The organism is Prevotella melaninogenica (genome assembly GCF_018127925.1).
In the GTDB taxonomy this organism is placed as follows: domain Bacteria; phylum Bacteroidota; class Bacteroidia; order Bacteroidales; family Bacteroidaceae; genus Prevotella; species Prevotella melaninogenica_C.
Window position 1 is genome coordinate 867,464 of the sequence record NZ_CP072347.1, and the last position, 23,567, is coordinate 891,030.

At 39.7% G+C, this 23,567-nt stretch carries 16 protein-coding genes; 11 read left to right on the forward strand and 5 right to left on the reverse strand.

Features of this window, described 5'->3' with window-relative positions; translation table 11 throughout:
• Positions 1 to 12 precede the first annotated feature (12 nt).
• Positions 13 to 549, reverse strand: coding sequence for a hypothetical protein (locus J4861_RS03225; RefSeq protein ID WP_211816635.1), 537 nt, complete (start codon positions 547 to 549; stop codon positions 13 to 15).
• Positions 550 to 1,688: 1,139 nt separating this feature from the next.
• Here J4861_RS03225 and J4861_RS03230 point away from each other — a divergent pair.
• From J4861_RS03230 to J4861_RS03265, 8 genes are all read left to right on the forward strand, one after another.
• Complete coding sequence (locus J4861_RS03230) at positions 1,689 to 3,317, forward strand: nucleotidyltransferase family protein (RefSeq protein ID WP_211815777.1); 1,629 nt, start codon at positions 1,689 to 1,691, stop codon at positions 3,315 to 3,317.
• Between the two features lie 52 nt (positions 3,318 to 3,369).
• Positions 3,370 to 4,413, forward strand: a complete 1,044-nt coding sequence (locus tag J4861_RS03235; RefSeq protein WP_249110724.1) for a CDP-alcohol phosphatidyltransferase family protein — start codon at positions 3,370 to 3,372, stop codon at positions 4,411 to 4,413.
• A gap of 120 nt (positions 4,414 to 4,533) precedes the next feature.
• Positions 4,534 to 5,328, forward strand: coding sequence for an HAD family hydrolase (locus tag J4861_RS03240; protein ID WP_211815778.1), 795 nt, complete (start codon positions 4,534 to 4,536; stop codon positions 5,326 to 5,328).
• A gap of 29 nt (positions 5,329 to 5,357) precedes the next feature.
• The gene (locus J4861_RS03245) at positions 5,358 to 6,665 is read left to right on the forward strand and encodes an inositol-3-phosphate synthase (RefSeq protein WP_211815779.1); all 1,308 of its coding nucleotides are present in this window, start codon (positions 5,358 to 5,360) and stop codon (positions 6,663 to 6,665) included.
• Between the two features lie 190 nt (positions 6,666 to 6,855).
• Positions 6,856 to 9,603 (forward strand): DUF5686 family protein, encoded by a 2,748-nt coding sequence (locus J4861_RS03250; RefSeq protein ID WP_428842163.1) that lies wholly within the window; start codon positions 6,856 to 6,858, stop codon positions 9,601 to 9,603.
• A gap of 32 nt (positions 9,604 to 9,635) precedes the next feature.
• Positions 9,636 to 10,019 (forward strand): fluoride efflux transporter CrcB, encoded by a 384-nt coding sequence (gene crcB / locus J4861_RS03255; protein ID WP_211815781.1) that lies wholly within the window; start codon positions 9,636 to 9,638, stop codon positions 10,017 to 10,019.
• A gap of 544 nt (positions 10,020 to 10,563) precedes the next feature.
• Positions 10,564 to 11,448 carry an ACP S-malonyltransferase gene (gene fabD / locus J4861_RS03260; RefSeq protein ID WP_211815782.1) on the forward strand — a complete coding sequence of 295 codons (885 nt, stop codon included), beginning with the start codon at positions 10,564 to 10,566 and terminating at the stop codon, positions 11,446 to 11,448.
• A gap of 90 nt (positions 11,449 to 11,538) precedes the next feature.
• Positions 11,539 to 13,704: an alpha-amylase family glycosyl hydrolase gene (locus J4861_RS03265; RefSeq protein WP_211815783.1), complete on the forward strand. Its 2,166-nt coding sequence runs from the start codon at positions 11,539 to 11,541 to the stop codon at positions 13,702 to 13,704.
• Positions 13,705 to 14,167: 463 nt separating this feature from the next.
• Here the strand turns inward: J4861_RS03265 and J4861_RS03270 are convergent, their stop codons facing one another.
• Positions 14,168 to 15,739, reverse strand: a complete 1,572-nt coding sequence (locus J4861_RS03270; RefSeq protein WP_211815784.1) for an Rne/Rng family ribonuclease — start codon at positions 15,737 to 15,739, stop codon at positions 14,168 to 14,170.
• Between the two features lie 319 nt (positions 15,740 to 16,058).
• On the reverse strand, positions 16,059 to 16,355 hold the full coding sequence (locus J4861_RS03275) for an HU family DNA-binding protein (protein WP_226893226.1): 297 nt from the start codon (positions 16,353 to 16,355) through the stop codon (positions 16,059 to 16,061).
• A gap of 335 nt (positions 16,356 to 16,690) precedes the next feature.
• Between J4861_RS03275 and coaW the strand changes: the two genes are divergently transcribed.
• Positions 16,691 to 17,521 carry a type II pantothenate kinase gene (gene coaW, locus J4861_RS03280; RefSeq protein ID WP_211794371.1) on the forward strand — a complete coding sequence of 277 codons (831 nt, stop codon included), beginning with the start codon at positions 16,691 to 16,693 and terminating at the stop codon, positions 17,519 to 17,521.
• A 734-nt stretch (positions 17,522 to 18,255) separates the two neighbouring features.
• Here the strand turns inward: coaW and J4861_RS03285 are convergent.
• On the reverse strand, positions 18,256 to 19,617 hold the full coding sequence (locus J4861_RS03285) for a TrpB-like pyridoxal phosphate-dependent enzyme (protein WP_211815785.1): 1,362 nt from the start codon (positions 19,615 to 19,617) through the stop codon (positions 18,256 to 18,258).
• A 119-nt stretch (positions 19,618 to 19,736) separates the two neighbouring features.
• Here J4861_RS03285 and J4861_RS03290 point away from each other — a divergent pair, with 119 nt between their 5' ends.
• The gene (locus J4861_RS03290; RefSeq protein WP_211815786.1) at positions 19,737 to 21,155 is read left to right on the forward strand and encodes a sodium:solute symporter; all 1,419 of its coding nucleotides are present in this window, start codon (positions 19,737 to 19,739) and stop codon (positions 21,153 to 21,155) included.
• 460 nt (positions 21,156 to 21,615) lie between these two features.
• Here J4861_RS03290 and J4861_RS03295 read toward each other — a convergent pair whose 3' ends face one another.
• The gene (locus J4861_RS03295; RefSeq protein ID WP_004359516.1) at positions 21,616 to 22,164 is read right to left on the reverse strand and encodes a glutathione peroxidase; all 549 of its coding nucleotides are present in this window, start codon (positions 22,162 to 22,164) and stop codon (positions 21,616 to 21,618) included.
• Positions 22,165 to 22,448: 284 nt separating this feature from the next.
• Between J4861_RS03295 and J4861_RS03300 the strand changes: the two genes are divergently transcribed.
• Entirely contained in the window at positions 22,449 to 23,270 is an 822-nt protein-coding gene (locus J4861_RS03300; protein WP_211815787.1) for a hypothetical protein, read from the forward strand.
• Positions 23,271 to 23,567 lie beyond the last annotated feature (297 nt).

Genomic DNA, 23,567 nt, shown 5'->3' on the forward strand with positions numbered 1-23,567 from the left:
TATATTTTAGTTTTATTCGTTCGAAGTAAATCGTTTTAGGGCTTCTTCGTGGTTAACCGCTTCAGTTAAAAAGCGCACGAAAGAGAGTCCAAAGTCGTCCCAAACATAGTCTGCGACAACATATTTGTTATCGGTGGTTGCTTGCAATGTACGTACGTATGGTTCAATAAAACGAAAATCGCATAGTATTCCACCCATTCGCGACCCCATCCACATGGGACGTATTTTACCATTTATTTGCTTAAAGATGAAGAGGCGGCGTGCAGGTTGTGGATAGAAGCGAGTCGGTTTGATAACCCCAACGATTGCTTCGTCCTTTCCATCTCCATTAATATCGCCTGTTACGAGTCGATAAACAGGGTAGGGAAGCCGCCATTTCGCAATAGCTGTTCTGCTTTTTTTATTCTTCTCTGGTCTTTTCAGTGCTGTCTTGCTTTCTATCTTAGGATATAAACAAAGCCATGAAAGTGAGTCGCTGACACGTTCCAACTCAAAGGTCAAGGGCTGTTGTGCCATAGTTCTTCCTACAATGAGGGAAAAGAGCAACATACAACTTATTCGCTTGTATTTATCTTTAAACATATGTGGTTACAAATATAGGCACTTTAACGGATAAAACAAAATATTTCAAATAAAAAATCCTGATTTCACCGACGTGAAATCAGGACTGGCTGAGTGTCTTCGAAATCCCAATATGAGATAGAGTGGGACTCGTGACAATTTTGTTATCCTTCACCTTAAAAAACTAACCTATGTATTTCGTACTCTTATTTGCGTGAATTATCCTTGCGTGGTTAACGCAACTAAGTAGCAATATATTGCTTTTGATGTCTTTAGTAAAATAGTTTTTTTAACCTCTTTTCATCTCATACAAGTCAAATTTAATCTCAACTTGGCTTGTGAATACTATAGAGGATTTGTTTCTTTTTGTCTTAAACAATCTGTGTTATGTTGTTGTTATCATCCTCTAATTCTATATATGCAAAGATAGAATATAATATTCAATCAAGCAAATTTTTTGTTTAGATTACTATTCCTTTAACATAAAATTAACTATAATGACCTCTAAACGCATTGTTTTTGTTTGGTTTTCTACCATTTTTTATATTCTTTATGTCTAAAACGCTATTTTCTCTATTTTTATTCCAGCATGTTATTTTTACTTTAAGAATTTATTGCTATTCTATTTTTTAGTCGAGTGTTAACTTAGATATCGTTGTTTAGAATCCAATTTGTTATTGTTTTGTCATGATTTTTCATTCCATTTATAAGTAAGATATGCTCTTTGGGCTTCAAGAAGACGCCTAATAGGCTTGCAAAAGGTGCCCTTTTGGAGTCTAAGTAACGCCCTTTTGAAGTCCAATTAAGCACCTTTTAGTTTACGGTTTTGTAACAGTCTGATAGTCTTTGGTTTACAATAGTCTTGTAAACGGTATATTTTGACAGGTTTTTAAGCCTTTCAATCCTTTGTTTTTGTAATAAAATTTCTTGTAGTTGATAATTGTTTTATGTGCCTATATTTATCAGCTTTTCTTATCAGATTTGTGTTATAACTAATGAGGTAGGGTAGGTTCTATAGCAAGTAAGTCTACAAAAGAGTCTAAAAAGTTTCTTTTGGTTTATCTTTTAGAAGAAAAACGTTACAGAGAAAGGGGCTTATCTCCTTAGAATTATGTATCTTTGCAGGGATGAAATTCGCAATTATTGCAGCTGGCGACGGTTCACGACTGGCTCAAGATGGTATCACCGAACCCAAACCATTGGTGAAGGTAAGGGGAGAACGGCTCATAGACAGATTAATAAGGATTTTCATGGGAAATAATGCCACGGAGATTGTTGTTATCTGTAATGAGCAGATGGCTGATGTGGCAAGTCATTTGAAGATGATACAAGACGAAGGTTTGAATGGTTTGCCCATCCCGTTGCGTTTTGTTGTAAAGTCAACGCCGAGTTCGATGCATAGTTTTTTTGAATTGCGCGACTTTCTTCGTGATGACCCTTTTATCATAACAACAGTCGATACAATCTTTGACGAGAGAGAGTTTCATGATTACGTCTTATCCTTTCAATATAAGATAGCACAGGGGACAGACGCTTTGATGGGTGTTACAGACTATATTGATGATGAAAAACCACTTTATGTCGGTGTTGATAATGTCATGCGTATTAATGGTTATTACGATAATGCACAAGTAGATTCTCACTTTATTTCTGCAGGTATATATGGTTTGACAGCTCCTTCGCTTAATATTCTTGAAGCTTGTATAGAGAAAGGTGAGAGGCGGATGCGTAATTTTCAGCGTGCATTGGTTGCAGCTGGCTTGCGAATAGAAGCTCATCCGCTGACAAAGGTGTTTGATATTGACCATATAGATGATATAAGAAAGGCTGATGAAGGAGTAAATAACTTATCTTCTTGTTGTAAGGGGAAAACCCTGTTGATACAACGTGCAGCCTACTATTCACCTAATTCTGAGGAGAAAGACTTAGCTGTATTGCAAGAGGTTGGTTGCTTTTTTGACGATGCTAAGATAATTAGTGAAGATGAATTCGTTGAAAACTTTAGTACTGATAATCAGTTAATTTCAGCTGAATCGGTAGGCGCTGTAAATGTGTATTACCAAATTATTTCTATGGCTCGCAGTCCCAAAGCGTTAGATTGTCTTGAGCAGTTGGAGCAGAGAGGCATACGAGTTCTTAACCCATCGGTTGGAGTTCGGGCTTGTCAAAGGAGTAATGTAGATAAGGTGATGCGTGAAAACTATCTCCCATTGCCACCTGATAAGGGGAATGATGGCTATTGGGTAAAGCGTGCTGATACTACCGCTCAAAGCAAAGAAGACGTCTGTTTCTGTCATGATTGGTCAGAAGTCGAAAAGATAAAATCAACCTTTATGCAGCGTGGTATCACAGATGTTGTGACGCAAGCACACGTAAAAGGTGACGTTGTGAAGTTTTATGGTGTTGAAGGTACTGGCTTTTTCCGTTATTATTATTCAGGTGATGATACTGAAACAAAGTTTGGTGATGAAGAAAGGAATGGTAAACCGCAGTATTATCCATTTTCATCTTCTGACTTACAAACTGATGCGGAGAAGTTATCTTGTTTACTACAGACGCCTATTTATGGTGGTGATGCGATAGTACGGGAAGACGGCAGTTATGTTATCATTGACTTTAATGACTTCCCCAGTTTCTCAAAATGCAGGAAAGAAGCTGCTAAGGCAATCTTTGAACGAGTAAAACTGGCGGTTGAGTGTTCTCCCAAAGCTTCCTTTAATGAGAAGTGTAAGAATGATGTGAGTAGTTGTAGTTAGTTGATAATCAATTGTTATTCAACTTAAATCACCTGTAAATAATCAGAAAATAATGATGAAAGAACAACAAAATAACAGAGTATCTGCTCAGCAAAAAGGAGACAATTCTCATTTAACCATACAGAGTTCTTCTCCCTATTTGGGCGAAGGACAAGAAAGTAAGATGGGATTTTTCAGTCTCCTTCGCGCCTCTTTCAAGTCTATGGACACGGAAGAATGGCTTGATATTTATTTTACTCGTCCCATAGGTTTGGCATTTGCCCTGTTCTGGCATCGCTTGGGTGTTACACCTAATACTATTACCATTCTTTCTATCTTCCTTGGAATTGGTGCGGGTGTAATGTTTTACTTTACAGATACCTTGCATAATATCATTGGAATTATTCTCTTGATGTTAGCAAACTTTTGTGATTCAACAGACGGACAGTTGGCACGGCTTACTCGTCAACAATCTATGAAAGGTCGCTGTTTAGATGGTTTTGCAGGCGATGTGTGGTTCTTCTCAATCTATCTTGCTATTGTCTTACGACTGTGGTATCAGCCAATGCCTGGCACATCAGAGGTGTGGGGCTTTTGGGGATTAGCCTTGGCAGCCATTGCAAGTTTGTTATGTCACTCTCCACAAAGTTCATTGAGCGACTATTATCGACAGATTCATCTTTATTTCTTGAAGGGTAAAGAAGGTTCAGAACTTGACTCATACGAACGCGAACACGCTATTGTCGAAAGCTTGAAAGGAAAGAAGGGAGTCTTTTGGGACCGTGCTTTTCATAGTAATTATCAACGTTATTGTAGGAGTCAGGAGCGTAGAACCCCTGCTTTTCAGAAGTTTCATGCAGTATTGATAGAGAAGTACGGAGGAATAGATAAGGTGCCACAGGAACTCAGAGATCGTTTCTTGGCAGGTAGCAGACCGTTGATGCCTTTTACAAACTTTCTTTCGTTCAACAGTCGTGCTATTCTTATCTACGTCACTTGCTTATTGAATTGTCCGTGGATATACTTTGTGTTTGAGGTTAGTTTATATAATCTTCTGTACATCTATATGCACAAACGGCACGAAGATTTGTGTAAAAGTCTTACGCCAAAAGTGTAAATTATATGTTTCTTTGACTGTAATTAAAATTGAAAATAGGTTGAAGATTTACTTTTCCTGTTCATCATTTAATGTTGAATGACAGTCTATTACAATCTAATATTGCTTAAACCATTTAGAATGAACAAAGAGTTAAACGATATATCATTAAGAACAAAGAGAACACACGCTACTCAATGTGATGAGGAGGGAGGGTTAACTCTCCTCTTTGACTTTGGTGGTACGCTTGATACAGCAGGTTGTCACTGGGGAAAGTTCCTTTGGTATGCATACAAAAGAAACGGAATTCCTGTGACAGAAGAGCAGTTTCGTGAAGCCTATGTACATGCAGAACGTACCTTAGGAGAGCAGCCTATTATACGGTCACACGACACATTTCTTTCGATGTTAACGTCTAAATTGAAATTAGAGTTTGAATACTTGGTTGACTGTGGCTGGTTGCCAGAGGATAAGGTTGAGGCTGAACGAATGCAAAAGGTTGTGGTACATGACGTCTATGAGAGGGTAAAAGCCAACATAGCAGAGAGTAGAGACGTGCTGTCGGAGTTAAAGAAGCATTATAGAATAGGCTTGGTAACAAACTTCTATGGCAACATGTCAGTTGTACTTGAGGAGTTTGGCTTATCTTCTTATTTTGAAACCGTGACGGAAAGTGCTGTTGTTGGTGTTCGAAAACCTGATTCACAGATATTTAATATAGCTGTAAAATCTATGGATGTGAAGCCTGAAAACGTTATTGTGATAGGTGATAGCTACACAAAAGACATACTTCCTGCACATGAACTTGGTTGTCATACCATATGGTTAAAAGGCGAAGGGTGGACGTCTGAAGAGCCAACAATGTGTGTAGCAGATTATATTATTAAGAATTTAGTTGAACTACAACCTATATTAAGACAATATACGCCACTTTAATGCGTTAATAAAATATTGCAGTAATAATCATGAAGCAAACAAATGTAAAGCCTGCAGAGGGCAGATTAGGAATAATGGTCGTTGGTTGCGGCGCTGTTGCTACGACCTTCATGACTGGAGTGTTAATGACACGCAAGGGTCTTACGAAGCCTATTGGCTCTATGACTCAATATGATAAAATCCGTGTTGGGCGCGGAGCTGATAAAAAATATCTTCATTACAAAGATATTGTTCCATTGGCAAACTTAGATGATATCGTCTTTGGTACATGGGATGTGTACCCTCAGAATGCTTATCAAGCAGCAGTATATGCTGAAGTGTTGAAGGCAAAGGATATCGAACCAGTACGTGAGGAACTGATGGCTATCAAGCCTCTGAAGGCAGCTTTCGACCGAAACTATGCTAAGCGACTTGATGGTGACAATGTTAAAGACTGCAAGACACGCTGGGATATGGTGCTGGAATTGCAGAAAGACATTCAGAACTTTAAGAAAGAGCATGGCTGCGAACGTGTTGTTGTCATCTGGGCAGCTTCTACCGAGATTTATGTACCATACGATGAGGCATACCACAAAACGCTTGAGCAATTGGAATCGGCTATGAAGTCAGATGATAGAGAGCATGTTGCGCCATCTATGTGTTATGCTTATGCGGCATTGACAGAGGATTGTCCGTTTATCATGGGTGCTCCTAATACAACGGTTGACATACCTGCTATGTGGGAATTGGCTGAGAAGACTCGTATGCCTATTGCTGGTAAGGACTTTAAGACAGGGCAGACATTGGTTAAGTCGGGCTTTGCTCCTATCATTAAGACACGTAACCTTGGACTTGCTGGTTGGTTCTCAACGAACATCTTGGGTAATCGTGATGGCTTAGTTCTTGATGAACCAGCTAACTTCCATACAAAGGAAGTAAGTAAGTTGTCGACACTTGAGACCATTTGTAGAGCTGATGAGCAGCCCGATCTTTATGGTAATATCTATCATAAAGTGCGTATCAACTATTATCCTCCTCGTAATGATGACAAGGAAGGATGGGATAATATAGACATCTTTGGCTGGATGGGTTACCCGATGCAGATAAAGATTAATTTCCTTTGTCGTGATTCCATCCTTGCTGCACCATTGCTTCTTGACCTTACGTTGCTCTCTGATCTTGCTGCAAGGGCAGGTCGTTATGGTATTCAGCGTTTCTTGAGTATCTTCCTCAAGAGTCCAATGCACGATTTTACTCGTGGTGAGGAAGCTGTCAATAATCTTTTTGAACAGTATACAATGCTGAAAAATGCCATTCGAGAAATGGGTGGATATGAAGCTGATGAGGAGATTGATTAGTCATTTCCTCAATTAACAGAGAAGTCCTCCAAGTTCTTTTATGGGATAGGAGGACGCTTGAATGCAAAATGACGATAGTAAGTTGTCTTGCATGATTCTAAAACTAAAGTAATATATGAATAGATTAATGAGTCTAAACATGCGTAATCATACATCTTCTGTCTTTGATAAGACAAGAGGAGGACGGCGAATGATAAGGTTGAGAGTGATAGTTGCTCTCCTCTTTGTATTCGTATCATTTTCAGCACATGCATATACATTTAAGTCTTTGTACTTTAATTCAAAGCCTTATGTTATGCACATAGATTCGTTGTTGGTGGGTAAAGATTCTTCGTTTGTAGGTAAAGATTCCTTGTTGACAGCAGCTGACTCGATGGGAATTGCAACTGATTCGTTGCTGCAACTGATGGATTCATTAGCTAAGATAGCCGCTAAGCCTGCTGTGATAGATAGTACGCTACTTCAATGTTATGTGGTTGATTGGCAAACGGGAGATAGTATTCCTTATGCGAATGCAGTCTATCGGAATTTAAAGTTAGGTGCTTCGAGTGATGCGAATGGTCATTTCTCTATTGCAAGAAAAGTAGGAGAACAACTTACAATCACTGCTGTTGGCTATAAATCACGTAATATTAAGATTACTGCACATACTTCAAGAGAATTGAAAGTGACGCTTATCGCAGACTCTAAGCAGTTGCAGGGTATTGTGGTGAAGGCTAAACGTCGTCATAAATATTCGCGTAAGGATAACCCAGCAGTAGAGTTGATGAGGCGAGTTATTGCTGCGAAGAAGCAAACTCACTTGGAAAACCATGATTACTATCAGTATGATAAGTATCAGAAGGTGACTATGGCTATTAATAACCTTACACCTGATGAACTTGAAGGCTCTATGTTTAAGAAAGCTTCTTGGCTTCTTGAGCAAGTAGAAACTTGTCCTTATAATAACAAACTCATTCTTCCAATCTCTGTAGATGAGACGCTTACCCAGCATCTTTATCGTAAGAATCCACGTGATGAAAAGGATATCGTGTTAGGACAGTCTACTAAGGGTATTTCAAAACTTATACAAACAGGTGAAGCTTTGAATACGATTGTGAAGGATCTTTTTAAGGATATCAATCTTTATGACGACCAAATTGATCTTCTTCAGAAGCGTTTCCCTTCTCCAATAGGCTCTACAGCGATTTCGTTCTATCATTTTTATATCGACGATACGGTTTATGTCAATCAGGATCAGTGTATTCGTTTGCAGTTTATGCCAGCCAACCAGCAGGACTTTGGGTTCCGTGGAGAGTTGTATGTGTTGAATGATAGTTCACTTCATGTGAAGAAGTGTGATATGCAGTTGCCTGCTAATACGGGTGTTAACTTTGTTGATGCAATGAAGTTTCAGCAGGAATTCACGAAGTTAAGTAATGGAGAGTGGGCTTTGACAACAGACAATATGATTGCTGAGTTGAAGCTGACAGACCTCTTGCAACGTGCTATTGTCATTCGCACGACCGGTATAACAAACTATTCTTTTGCCCCTATTGATGACAAACAATTTAAGGGTAAGGCAAAGACTATATACGATACCAATGCTAAGATGCGTGATAATGAGTTTTGGGCAGCACACAGAACAACGCAACTGACGAAGAGTGAGGCTGGAATGGACTCATTTATCAAGCGTATGGCAAGCACAAAGCATTTCAAATGGGTGATGTTTGCGTCCAAGGCTTTGATAGAGAACTTCATTGAAACAGGTTCAGAAGACAAGCCAAGTAAGTTTGATATTGGTCCTGTCAATACTTTTATCTCAAAGAACTTTGTTGATGGCATTCGTTTACGTGCCTCTGCCCGTACTACAGCTAAGTTTAATCCTCATTGGTTCTTTGAAGGTTATTATGCTTATGGTACAAAGTCACATCGCAATTATTACGATGCAAAGGTTACCTACTCGTTTAATAAGCCCGAGTATCAACCTATTGAGTTCCCTATCCGTACCATATCTTTCGAATCAACAAGTGATGTTGAGTCTCCATCAGACAAATATCTGAAACACAATAAGGATAATATCTTCATGACTTTCCGCCCTGTAAAGGTTGAACAGATGTATTTTGTTAATCGTCAGAAGATTAACTTCATGTGGGAGACTGACTATGGTTTGGCTACAAGCTTTGAGATTCGTACAGAGAGTAACAGACCTACAGGTAAGCTTGTCTATGAGAAAATGGATGGTACGTTGGTTGACAAACTGCGTGTGAGTGAGATTAGTCTTGGATTCAATTATCGTCCTGGACAATCTTATGTGAACTCAAAGCAAAAGCGTATGACTGTAAATCTCGATGCGCCAGAGTTCAATGTTACGCATACAATGGGCATTAAGCATTTCTTAGGTAGTGACTTTAATACTAATCTTACGGAGGTTTCTATCTATAAACGTTTCTGGTTAGGAAGTTGGGGACATGTTGATACACGTGTACAAGGTGGTGCACAATGGAATAAGGTACCATTCCAATTCCTTATTACTCCTCCTGTGAACACGTCTTATTTCGAGCATCAAGGAACATTCAACCTCATGAAAGGACTTGAATTCCTTAATGACCGATATGCACAGTTTAATCTTGCATGGGACTTAGAGGGTAAGATTTTCAATCGTATTCCACTCATTAAGAAGTTGAAGTGGCGTGAGTATGTTGCCTTTAAAGGTATGTGGGGACATTTGACAGATAAGAACAACCCATATTTACCACAGAATTCTAATGATACAGAATTGTATAAGTTCCCTGTCGATACACGTGTTATGACACGCGATCCTTACATGGAGTTTGTTGTCGGAGTACATAATATCTTCAAGTTTTTGGAGGTAGATTACGTTCGTCGACTAACTTATACACATGCTCCGGGTATCTCAAAGAATGGTATTCGATTTGGTTTTAATCTGGTTTTCTAAGCCTTAAAGACAAAAATAATTGTTCGTTCAGTATGATAAAGGATGTTCTTTTAGTAGGTATTGGAAGTTTTGTTGGCGGCAGTCTTCGAATGGTTATCTCGAAGTATTTACAACTTGCTGTAGTAGGTTCATTCCCTTTGGGAACAATGGTCGTCAACGTGCTTGGCTGTTTCCTTATAGGTATCTTCTCTTCATTAACTAATGATCATGGCGGAGTCAGTCCTGCTGTTCGCCTTATGCTCACTACTGGTTTCTGTGGAGGTTTCACAACCTTTTCAACTTTTATGAATGAGCATGCAACGTTATTAAAGGGAGGGGATGGTTTTATGATTTCTTCCCTTTATATCATTACCTCGCTTGCATTAGGCTTTATCGCTTTATTAGCAGGTCGCCACCTTGTTATGTCTTTTCAATGATGTAACTATATCGTTCGTTTAGCGTGTTTAGATGTAAAGGTAATGATTACTTAGATGAATGAAGTAGGTGTTATATCCTTTCGATAGTACAACTCTTTTCTTTCGTTTTGGTTATGTATGGTAAGCTATCTACCAACAACACGAATGGTGTTTGACGTTCGCACCACACGTGCTAAGCCTTCGCACGGATGGTGCGGATGACTTTCTGAACTCGTTACATCCCTTATAAGAACAGGTAAAGACAAGACTTATATGGTTTTAAAGGGGTAAGTAATGTTTGTCTTAGGGGATGTCGATGGCATTGGAAATGCTGACAAAGTGAATGTTCTTTGGCAATTTATAACCCCAAAGTATTCTTATACAAACCTAATGTATACAATCTTATTGATGCAAAATACATAGTGGAAATAACAAGAAATTATTTCTACAAGGTTAGAGTGATGCAAAGCACATCGTGTTTTTTACTTAGTTTCTTTTCTATCTCCTTTCTTTTCTGTATCTTTGCACTCTGTAGAATATTAATAATTAAACAATTCAATAGTATATGAAAGCATTTGTATTCCCTGGACAGGGATCTCAGTTTGTTGGTATGGGTAAGGACCTCTATGACAATAACCCATTAGCAAAGGAACTTTTCGATAAGGCTGACGAGATTCTTGGCTTCAAGATAACCGAGATTATGTTTGCTGGTACTGACGAGCAGCTGAAAGAAACTAAGGTAACTCAGCCTGCCGTATTCCTTCATAGCGTTATTTCTGCTCTTTGCTTAGGCGATGAGTTCAAGCCAGATATGGTAGCAGGTCACTCTTTGGGTGAGTTCTCAGCACTCGTTGCTGCTGGTGCATTGAGCTTCGAAGATGGTTTGAAGCTTGTTGCTGCACGTGCTAATGCTATGCAGAAGGCTTGTGAACTGAATCCTGGTACTATGGCAGCTATCATCGGCTTGGCTGATGAGAAGGTTGAGGAAATCTGTGCATCTGTATCTAAAGAGGGTAAGGTTTGTGTTGCAGCTAACTTCAACTGCCCTGGTCAGTTGGTTATCTCTGGTTCAACAGAGGGTATCAATGAGGCTTGCGAGTTGATGAAGGCGGCTGGTGCTAAGCGTGCATTGCCATTGAAGGTAGGTGGTGCTTTCCACTCTCCATTGATGCAGCCAGCTAAGGACGAGTTGCAGGCAGCTATTGAGGCAACTATATTCAATGCACCAAAGTGTCCAGTTTATCAGAACGTAGATGCATTGCCACATACAGATCCAGCTGAGATTCAGAAGAACCTTATCGCTCAGCTTACATCAAGCGTACGTTGGACAAAGAGCGCACAGAACATGATTGCCGATGGTGCTAACGAGTTCGTAGAGTGTGGGCCGGGTGCTGCTTTGCAGGGTATGCTTGCTCGTATTGATAAGACCGTTAATGCACACGGTGTGTAGTTCTAACTTTATTATTAAGCGACAGCCCCCTCCTCCGTCCCCTTCCTTTTGAGGGAGGGAACGAAGGAGGGGTTTTCTTTCTATTTGTTTATGAAAACTAAATTAGTTATCTACCAAGTTTTCACTCGTACTTTCGGTAATAAGAACCTTACAAAGAAGGAGAATGGTACATTAGCTGAGAACGGGGTAGGGAAGATGAATGACTTTGATGAGGATATGTTGCGACGCATCCATGACTTCGGTGTTACTCATCTTTGGTATACAGGCGTAATCCGCCATGCAACGTGTACAGATTATTCTGCTTTTGGTATACCTACACAGAACCCTCGTGTTGTAAAGGGACGTGCTGGCTCGCCTTACGCCATCACGGATTATTATGATATTGACCCTGACATAGCAGTAGATGTAGATGCTCGTATGGCAGAGTTTGAGGCACTTGTAGCCCGTACACATGCTGAAGGTATGAAGATGATTATAGACTTTGTGCCTAATCATGTAGCTCGCCAGTATAAGAGTATAGCTAAGCCTGAGGGTGTTGAAGACCTTGGAGAAGGTGATGATACGAGCAAGCACTTTGATACTCAAAACAATTTCTATTACTGTCCAGGCGAAGAACTTGACCTTTCAGGAGTTGTTGAGAATACTTATGCTCATGGTGCTGAGGCTTATCATGAGTTCCCTGCAAAGTGTACTGGTAACGATCGTTTCGATTCTCACCCTCAGCAGAATGACTGGTATGAGACCATTAAGCTAAACTATGGTGTTGACTATTGTGATGCTGGTGGAAGAAGTTATCACTATAATCCTGTCCCTTCTACATGGAAGAAGATGACTGATATCCTTCTTTTCTGGGCAGCAAAGGGTGTTGATGGCTTTCGTTGTGACATGGTAGAGATGGTTCCGCACGAGTTTTGGGCTTACGCAACACTGCAGGTGAAGGAGCGTTATCCTGAGATGATATTCATTGGTGAGGTTTACGATCCTAACCAATATCGTATGTATGTAGAGTCAGGTTTCGACTATCTCTACGATAAGGTGGGTATGTATGACTGTATCCGTGGTGTGATGTGTGACGAGCGTCCTGCTTCTTCTATCACCCATGAGTGGCAGCAGGTTGACGATATTCGTGACCACATGCTATATTTTCTTGAAAATCATGATGAGCAACGTATAGCTTCTGATTTCTTTGCGGGTAATCCTTGGAAGGGAGTTCCCGGTATGATTGTGTCTGCTCTTCTTCAGCAGAACCCTGTTATGGTATATGCAGGACAGGAGTTTGGCGAAAGAGGTATGGATAAGGAAGGCTTTTCGGGGCAGGATGGTCGTTCAACCATCTTTGACTACTGGACGAGCGATGCTATCTATAAAGGCTTTTTTAATCGTAAAGCCTTGACAATAGACGAAAAGAAACTCTCTCTTGTATATCAAGGACTTCTCCGTTTTTGCAATCGTGAAAAAGCTGTCAGGGAAGGACAGACTTTTGATCTTATGTATGTGAATAATCAGAGTTATCAGTTTAATCCTCGCAAGCAGTTTGCTTTCTTGCGTAAGGCGGATGATGAAGTGTTATTGGTTGTTGCCAACTTCGACCAAAAGCGAGTGTATATCAATGTAGTCATTCCTTCTCATGCGTATGATTTCCTCGCTCTGCCCGAACAGGAGGTAGAAATGACCGACTTGCTTTCTGGTTTTACAAAGGTAGTAGACTTGAAGCGTGATGGTCAGGTTGCATTGGATGTAGAGGCGAACTATGGTAGGATTTATAAGTTTAATATAAAGAAGAAGACAGTGGACTATGTATTAAATTCACACAATAAAGATGAGTTTCCTCCTGCCCATACAGCAGAGCATCTGCTGAATCAGGTGATGATTCGTATGTTTGGGGCAGAGCGTAGTAATAATGCTCACATCGAACGGAAGAAGAGTAAGATGACTTTTATACTTGATCATAAACCAAACCGTAAGGAAGAAAAGGCGATAGAGGAGGAGATGAATCGTCTTATTGCTGAAGACTTGCCTGTAACTTTTGAAATGGTCGACCGCAATCATATCCCCGAAGGTGTTACTGTTGATAGACTTCCAGAAGATGCTTCAGAGATGTTGCGATTGGTTCGTATTGGTGATTTTGATGCTTGCCTTTGCATAGGTAAGCACGTTCGTTCAACCGCTCAGATTGGTCGCTTTGAGATGTTGGGTACAAACTGGGATGAGCAGAAACGCGCATTCAGAGTACGCTTTAAAGTCATTCCGGCTTAAAACGTTTATTAAACCATATAGCAAACGCCCTCATTTGTCTTCTTTTAGACAGGTGAGGGCGTTTTTGTTGATGCGAATTTATTTTACATTGTTACTAATGTTTCCACTTAAACTAAGCATAAAACCACTCTTTGCTATACCTTTGTAACTGTCTTGTAGTTAATAAGTTACAAAAATGGTTTGCAAGAGGTGCTGAATTGGACTTCAAAAGGGCGTTAGTAAGACCTTAAAAGGGCATCTTTTAGAAGTCAATTGAGCGTTAATTCGAGTGTAATTAAGCCTTAATAAAAATCGAAGAGAGGAAAATTGTTGACAAAATTGACTTTCTGTTAGATTTGAAGTCTAAGTTTTTATGAAATATGAAAAGTAGATGAAAAAAAGAAATCCGCCACCTTATATATTATAGGTTGCGGATTTCTAATGTTGTAAACCTTTCGTTTTATCTAACGACTTAGTTGTTAGTTTAGGATTTATCGTTCTGTTCCTTCATATCAATGAACTGCTGATTCGCATCATAAAACTCATACTGCAAATAGGCGAGTTTCTGTGAAGGAATGATATTTACACCTAAACCATACTTCATTTGCCACTTACGTTTCAAGGAAATAAGACCCTTGTTAATGTAAGCTGCAACGTAAGGATGAACGTGCAAATAGAATTTCTTTACTCCAACCTTATTAACCAATCGGTCTATCTTACGCTCCAATTGATCGGTAAAGAGAATGCTTGAACGAATCTTACCACTACCGAAACAAGTAGGGCAGTTCTCATCTACATCTACATCCATTACTGGGCGTACACGCTGACGAGTAATCTGCATCAGTCCGAACTTGCTCAAAGGAAGGATATTGTGACGTGCACGGTCCTTCTGCATGTTCTTACACATACGCTCGTACAGCATCTGGCGGTCCTCAGCAAGATTCATGTCGATAAAGTCAACGACAATGATTCCACCCATGTCACGCAGTCGAAGCTGTCGGGCTAACTCGTCGGCAGCACCAAGGTTGGTGTCAAGAGCATTCTGTTCCTGTGCTTTTTCCTTTGTTCTGTTACCACTATTCACATCTACAACGTGCATTGCCTCAGTGTGTTCAATGATGAGGTAGCATCCATGACCATAATTGATAGTCTTGCCGAAGCTTGATTTAATTTGCTTCGTAACGTCAAAGTTGTCAAAGATTGGCACCTTACCAGTGTACTTCTTCACTATGCCCGCCTTTTCAGGGGCTATTAGAGAGACGTAGTGTTGAACGGCAGTGCAAATCTCGTCATCGTTGACGTAGATGTTTTCGTAGGTTGGATTGAAGAGGTCACGCAGCATCGCAACAGCACGTCCAGTCTCCTCAAAAACAAGTTGAGGGCGTTCCTGCGTTTTCTGCAGTCTTGTGATTGCTTCATTCCAGCGGCTCAGTAGGACTTTCATCTCAGCGTCAAGCTCGGCTACGCGCTTTCCTTCAGCTACTGTACGGACAATTACACCGAAGTTCTTTGGTGTAATACTCTGTATGAGCTGCTTGAGGCGTGCACGTTCTTCGCCGCTTTTGATTTTAGAAGATACGCTAACTTTATGCCCGAATGGTATAAGCACCAGGAATCTGCCAGCGAATGATATTTCGCCTGTAAGGCGAGGTCCTTTGGTGGAAATGGGTTCTTTAACAATCTGCACCATCACCTCTTGTCCTACCTGCAGTGTGTTTTGAACTGTTCCGTCCTTTTGCAAGTCGGGTAGGCGAGTGGCTTTCTGAATGGGATAAAGTTTCTTGCGGTCGCTCTGAACCTGTTTCAGATACTTTGCATAGGAGTTGAATTGGCTCCCTAAGTCAAGATAATGAAGAAAGGCGTCACGCTCATAACCTACATCTACAAAGCAGGCATTCAGCCCTGGCATCAGTTTCTTTACCTTTGCCACGTAGATGTTTCCAACCGAGAAGCTCGCCTCTCTTGGCTCACGCTGGTATTCAACCAGACGCTTGTCTTCGAGTAGAGCTATCGAAATCTCTTTCGGTTGGGCATCAATAATTACTTCGCTTGTCATCTTCTTCGTTTGTTATAAGCTATCATTTAGCGTCTTTTATAGTCTCTACAATGATGCTAAAGGATACTTATAGATAAAATAAAAACGCGGAACCTGTCGTCGCACTTCCAGGGAAGAGAAGTATATTGCGATGACACGCCCCGCCATATTATTGAAAGTCAGTTATAAAGCCTTTCAGCCTTGGGGCTTACTTGCTCTTATGTCTGTTCTTTCTTAATCTCTTTTTACGCTTGTGCGTAGCCATCTTGTGTCCCTTTTTCTTCTTTCCGTTTGGCATAGCTTTAAATTGTTTTAAATTGTTATTGTATTTATGTTTAATTTATTTCTTCATATCCTCGATGAAGGTCTTTGCTGGCTTGAAACTTGGGAAATCGTGTGCTGGGATAGTGATAGTCGTGTTCTTTGAGATGTTACGAGCTGTCTTTTCCGCGCGGTGCTTAACGATGAAGCTACCGAAACCACGAAGGTATACATTTTCTTTCTTCTCCAACAAACTGTCTTTGATGGTTTCCATAAAAGACTCAACCACAGCTGAAACGTCCTTCTTGGCGATGCCAGTAGACGTTGCAATCTCATTGATGATATCTGCTTTCGTCATTTTGTTTTTGTTCTTTATTGATGTTTATTTCTAATCTCTCATTATAACGGAATGCAAAGATACTCATTTTCAGCTTAATAGAGAAATATTTTTGTGTCTTTTTTGTAAAATATCTCGGTAAATGCTCTAAACTTTAAGGTTTTTCGTACCTTTGCGACATTATAAGTTGTATTTCATGCTTATGTGGAGTATTGGATTTAATGATGTTATAAGGATTTGAACCGTTACCAACACTTGCGTAGAGATGATTCTTTATGAGTGGTTACTTGGTGTAAATTCTTATATATTTTGGTTTATTCATTATCTCTCAGAAAGCAGTTTTTGCAAGACTTCTGTATAATTATATAAGGTGTATGAAGATTTCCATCGGTATAGATGTGGGTATTTCAACAACCAAGATTGTTGGAATCAGAGAGGGAAAGGTTATTAAACCTTTGCGTATCAAGGCTACTGATCCAGTAACGTCCTTGTATGGAGCTTTTGGAAAATATCTATATGACAATAGGATAGACCTGTCTGAGGTTGAGCGTGTTATGCTTACGGGTGTAGGTGCTCACTATATTGATAAGCCTGTTTATGGACTTCCAACGGCTAAGGCTGATGAGTTTTTGGCTGATGGCTTAGGTGCTCAGTTTGAGTCGAAGTTGCAACGTATGATTGTTGTTTCTATGGGTACGGGTACCTCACTTGTACTTTGTGATGGCAATGAGATACGTCATATTGGTGGTATCGGTATTGGTGGCGGTACGTTGAGTGGTCTTTCACGTTTGTTGTTACAGACTGATAACATTAACGAAATCATTGCTTTGGCTAATAAGGGAGATATTTCTCGTATCAATCTTCAGATTAAAGACATCTCAACCAGTCCACTTCCAGGCTTGCCAATGGATGCTACTGCATCTCTCTTTGCCAATGCGCAGGCTAATGCAAGTCGTGAAGATATTGCCTTAGGCTTGATAGGTCTGGTGTTACAGTCTATCGGTTCAGCAACAATCTTGAGCTCTTTGAATAGCGATATCCGTGACTTTGTACTCATAGGTAATCTTAGTTTGTTGCCACAATGCGAACTCCTTTTCCCTGTTATGGAGAAGATATACGATGTTCGCTTTATTATTCCGAAGAATTCTGAGTATTGTACGGCAATCGGTGCAGCTTTGCAAGCAGATAACATTGAGACAGTTTAATCATTGTTTATAAAGGATTACAGGCACTTTGTAGCGCTGTCTACAAAGTGCCTGTAATTTTATAGTAACCTATCTGCTGTATAGACAGTTAAAGATAAATACCTTTATCCTTTCTTTAAGATGATATTTTACTTAAAGAGAGGAATTCTCCTAACTTGGCTAAGACTGTCAACTATCTATCCTATTGTTATCCTCTGACATTGAAAATCATTTCTTTTTAGACCTCTATAATCACAGATAAGGTACTGAAAAATCATTACAAAACCTCAAGCAAAACAACTATAAATAACGATAAAAACATGAATAAAAGGCAAGCTTGTAACCAACAGGAAAACAATTGGTTATAAAACAGCAAAGTAAAAGGTGCTTAATTGGACTTCAAAAGGGCGTTAGTAAGGGTCTTAAAGGGCACCTTTTGCAAGCCAATTAGGCATCTTTAATAAGCCAAAAGAGCATGTGTTAGTTTTGAACCGTACGAAAATAGTTTACAAGATTCAACTAATGAGGGAATAAGTTGTTTATATAAGACGGATAGAGATCGCACCTAATTACATCTATCGTGAAGTTTATCCCCCTTTATGAAACCATTTTATTGGAGGAAATCATACTGGTGTTGGGTGATGGTTGTTGGGTGTTGAGCTTTTATAAAACCATCTTATTTGAAGTAATCATACCATATATGTAGATGAATCTCATACTATTAACAATCTACGCATTTAAAAGAAGAACCTTAACTATACCTTTGGAACAGTCCCAAGGTTCTTCTCTATCTCGTTATCAGAGAGTGTATAGTTTCTTAAATCACCATTGAAATAGGTGTCATAAGCCGTCATATCAATGAGTCCATGACCAGACAGACAGAAGAGGATAACATCTTCTTTTCCTGTTTCCTTTGCCTTCTTTGCTTCTCGAATAGCAGCTGCAATGGCATGACAACTCTCTGGTGCGGGGATAATTCCTTCTGTGCGGGAGAAGAGAATACCTGCCTCAAAGCTTTCTAACTGTGGTATATCCATTCCACACATGTATCCGTCTTTAAGCAATTGACTGACGATGACACCAGCACCATGATAGCGTAAGCCACCTGCATGGATATTGGCTGGTTTGAAATCATGGCCAAGCGTGAACATAGGTAACAAAGGAGTGTAACCCGCTTCATCACCGAAGTCGTATTCAAACTTGCCACGTGTCAGTTTTGGACAGCTGTTTGGCTCTGCTGCAATAAACTCTGTTTTTTTTCCTTCAAGGATATTGTGGCGCATAAATGGGAATGCAATACCACCAAAATTGCTACCACCACCAAAGCAAGCAATGACCTTATCAGGATATTCTCCAGCCATTTCCATTTGCTTCTCAGCCTCTAAGCCGATAATTGTTTGGTGCAATGCAACGTGATTGAGTACTGAACCTAAAGTGTACTTACAGTTAGGTGTAGTTCTTGCCAGTTCGATAGCCTCTGAGATAGCTGTTCCCAACGAACCCGGATGTGTTGGGTCGCGTGTAACAATGTCCTTTCCTGCACGTGTAGACATTGAAGGTGAACCTTCAACCATAGCCCCGAAAGTCCTCATAATCAGCGAACGATAAGGTTTCTGTTGCATGGAAATCTTTACCTGATAAACCGCTGCTTCAAGTCCGTATACCTTTGCTGCGTAGGATAGTGCTGCGCCCCATTGACCCGCACCAGTCTCTGTTGTGACATTCGTTACACCTTCCTGCTTGCAATAGTAACACTGAGGGATAGCAGAATTAACCTTATGTGAGCCAAGTGGATTTACACTTTCATTCTTGAAATAGATATGTGCTGGTGTGCCTAATGCTTTCTCCAAAGCATACGCACGGACAAGAGGTGTGGAGCGATAATACTTATACATCTCCAACACTTCTTTAGGAATATCAATCCAATCATGCTCACAATCAAGTTCTTGTTTTGCACATTCCTTACTGAAAATTTCAGAAAGATCCTCTGCTGTCATTGGCTTACGTGTAGCCGGATGAAGTGGGGGAAGGGGCTTAGTGGGCATGTCTGCCTGAATATTATACCACTGTGTAGGGATATCTTTCTCGTCAAGTATAAATCTTTTCTGTTGTGCCATACTCTTACTCAATTATACAATGGATGAATGTTTATTGAAAGATGATGTACCACAAAGTTACAAAATAAGATTTCTTAATTGCATGAAATGATAATATTTTTAGTAATTTTGCTGCCATTATGATAATAATCGCTACTATTCTTGCATATTTTTGCATCTTATTGTTAATAAGTAGAATAACGGGACATAAAGCAGACAACGATGCTTTCTTTCGTGCAAACCGTCAGTCACCTTGGTATCTTGTTGCCTTCGGGATGATTGGTGCCAGTATTTCTGGCGTCACCTTTGTTAGCGTTCCGGGAATGGTACTGTTGAGCGATATGACCTATATGCAGACATGTTTAGGTTTTGTGCTGGGCTATTTTGCTGTTGCATATCTATTACTTCCTGTTTATTATCGCCTAAAGTTGACAACTATCTACTCTTATCTACAAACACGTTTAGGCAATTATAGCTATAAGACTGGTGCTTCATTTTTCCTATTGTCTAAGATGACAGGTGCGGCAGTGCGCTTCTATGTTGTTTGTATGATACTTCAACGTTTCGTCTTAGATGCCTACGGCATACCTTTCCCCATTACCGTTGTGGCTCTTGTGGCACTTATTTGGCTCTATACGCGTAGGGGAGGAATTCGTACACTGGTCTTGACAGACACCTTTCAGACCCTTTGTATGCTGCTTGCCCTCATTCTTATTATATATAAGGTGGTCGAAACATTGGGCATGTCGCTTCCAGAAGCAGCTCAAGCAATAGCCAATGACAGTCATTCTCGTATTTTTGTATTCGATGACTGGGTATCAAAACAGAACTTTTGGAAACAGTTTCTTAGCGGTATCTTTATTGTTATTGTTATGACAGGACTGGACCAAGACATGATGCAAAAGAATCTTACTTGTAAGACTTTGCGTGAAGCACAGAAGGATATGTGTACCTATGGTTTTGCCTTTGTACCTGCCAATTTACTCTTTTTGTCCTTGGGTGTACTGTTAATGATGTATTTCAATAGTATCGGGCAAGCCTTGCCTGATATGCCAGATAATCTAATGTTGCAGGCTGTTGCAGGTGGACAATTAGGTACATTGGTTGTCATTCTCTTTACAATCGGTATCGTAGCGGCGTGCTTCTCCAGTGCAGACTCTGCCTTAACAGCCTTAACAACAACTTATTGTGTAGACATTTGTAATCGTCCAAAGGATGAAAAGTTACGCAAACAGGCACATATAGGTGTGTCCATTGTGTTTATTTTGTTTATCCTTATCTTCCGTTATGTCAACTCAACGAGTCTGATAGATGCTATTTACACCATAGCTTCTTATACATACGGTCCACTCTTGGGTCTTTTTGCATTTGGCTTATGTACTAAACGTGCAGTAAATGATCGGTTGACTCCATATATAGCAGTAGCCAGTCCACTTCTTTGTTTTGCTTTAGACACAATTGTTTCGAGAACTACTGGTTACAAGTTTGGCTATGAATTATTGATGTTGAATGGGTTAATTACCTTTGTTGCATGCTACTTTCTTCCAGCAAGAAAGTAAACTTATAAACAGGAAAAGAGGTTAAATTCTTTATAAAGTGTGCTGAAAGGCAAACAAACCCCATATAAGTTTACCAATAAGCATCCTGCAATAAAGTTTATAAACATAATGATGATGCCGCTTTCTTATCATTATTATCTCATGTGTTAAGGCTCATCACCATTGGTGTTAAGCCTTAGCACGAGTGGTGTTGATGGTTAGCACCACTCGTGCGGATTAGTAGGCACCAATGGTGTTGAGGGCAAAATGTGGTGTATTATATTGTTAATATGGGGGTAATTTATAAAGAGAAGAAAGCGTATGAAGCGATTTTTTAATAAGATTTATAGGTGATAATGACTTTAATAAAAAGATAAAAGGCAAAGAGTATAAGTCTCTCTGCCTTTTATTTTTTGTTTGTATGTTATCTTGCCAATAGCTTTTATCTCCTTAAGAGAGAGTTATTTGCAAGTTATTTTTCCTACAGTAATTCTTCAATCTGCTTTGCGATATTCTCAATGCTCTCTGTTGGTTCAAAGCGAGCAACGACCTGTCCCTTCTTATTAATAAGGAACTTGGTGAAGTTCCACTTAATATCTGGATTCTCCTTATAGTTTGGATCAGCCTCAGAAAGCATCTTGTCGAGGATAGGGTAGAGCTTATGTGACTCATCCCAACCAGCAAAGCCCTTCTGCTCCTTGAGGAACTTGAAGAGTGGGTCAGCGTCTTCACCATTCACCTTTACCTTCTTGAAGCGTGGGAATTTTGTGCCGTATGTAAGTTTGCAGAACTCATGGATACTTTCGTCTGTACCTGGTGCCTGCTGTCCAAACTGGTTGCAAGGGAAATCAAGTACTTCAAATCCTTGTGCATGGTACTTCTCATAGAGTGCCTCCAACTCCTCATAAGTTGGTGTGAAGCCACATTTTGTAGCTGTGTTTACAATCAGTAGCACCTCATTAGAAAACTCTTTCAGTGAAAAAGCCTTACCTTTTCTGTCTTTGACAGAGAATTCATAAACTGTTCTCATTTCTGTTTCTTATCTTCTCTTTATATAGTTTACTTATTTGTGTGTTGCAAATGTACGAATTTTATTTGTTTCCTCCTTCATTGTTTAGGAGTTTTTTAGTAATCGATTTAATTCGTAATAGATTATTGGAGATTCTTTATTCGGGTTGATGATATGGAGTGAAATCTTCTTCAATAGGGATTTCCCTATCTTCAAATAGTGTATTTACTCGATAAACATCTTATAATTTCACTATTTTTGCATCAGTAAATAAACAAAGAATAAGAATTAAATAGGATATGAGTATGAGACGGATTTCAAAATTTTTCTTGGCACTTGCAATAGTTGTGAGTCCATTGGCATTGACAAGCTGTGACGATGATTACTATGATGATTTGGTAACATCTGCGGTACGAAACTATCTGGGTGAATATCCAAGTGGCTCAAGTTATTATACAGCTTACAATTGGTTCTATTATTATTACCCAGAAGCAACAACCTCAGAGTTCTATAAGTTTATGGATGCTGTAGGTAATAACAGTAGTTATAATTGGAATAATAACTATCGTCAGGAGGAGAACGGACAAGTAAATAAACTGGTTGAAGAAGCACAGACACTTACCGGTGAGTGGGATGGTAATATGACTGTTGAGTACACGGATGATGCAACACATCAGCGTAAGAGCAATAGTTTTAGAGCTAACATGAAGTTCTTCCAGTATAATTCTTCAGCTAATTCGCTCCAAGGTAATGGAGTTGAGGTAGATACTGATGCACAAGGTAACACACAGACATTGGCATTCTCTTGGAAAGTTTTGGATAATGGAAATATCGAAATAAAGTATTCTAAGACTGGAACTATCTTCAATCTTGACATCAATACTACTAATGATGGTTTCCATTTAGGATATGATAAGACAAAGGGTTATGACACCTTCTATGGTGTAGCACGCAGTACAAACACAACAGACGTTATGCGTTTCGACCTTGCTCGTCAGAGACCAGCAAGTGCAAAGGCTCAAAATGCGTTGACAAGAGCTTCAAGCAAGGCTTCCTTTGGTTCTGCTAAGACGAACGACTATGCAAAGAATAGCGCTGGAGCAGTAAATGGTCTGCACGAAAGATAACGAAAGCTAATCGCTTTTCTATAGCTTCATATATACTTGAATGGATCCCACCAACTGCGAAGTTGGTGGGATTTTTGGTTCCTCCGTTAAATGTGTAGATTGTTAATAGAATGAGATAAGTCCACATACATGGTATGATTTCCTCTAATAAGATAGTTTTATAAAGGCTCAACACCCAACACCCATTACCCAACACCAGTATGCTTATCCCCAATTAGAGGGTTTTAGAATGGGGGATAAACTACTCGATAAACGTAATTAGGTGAGATGTCTATCTGTCCTCTACAAACAACTTAT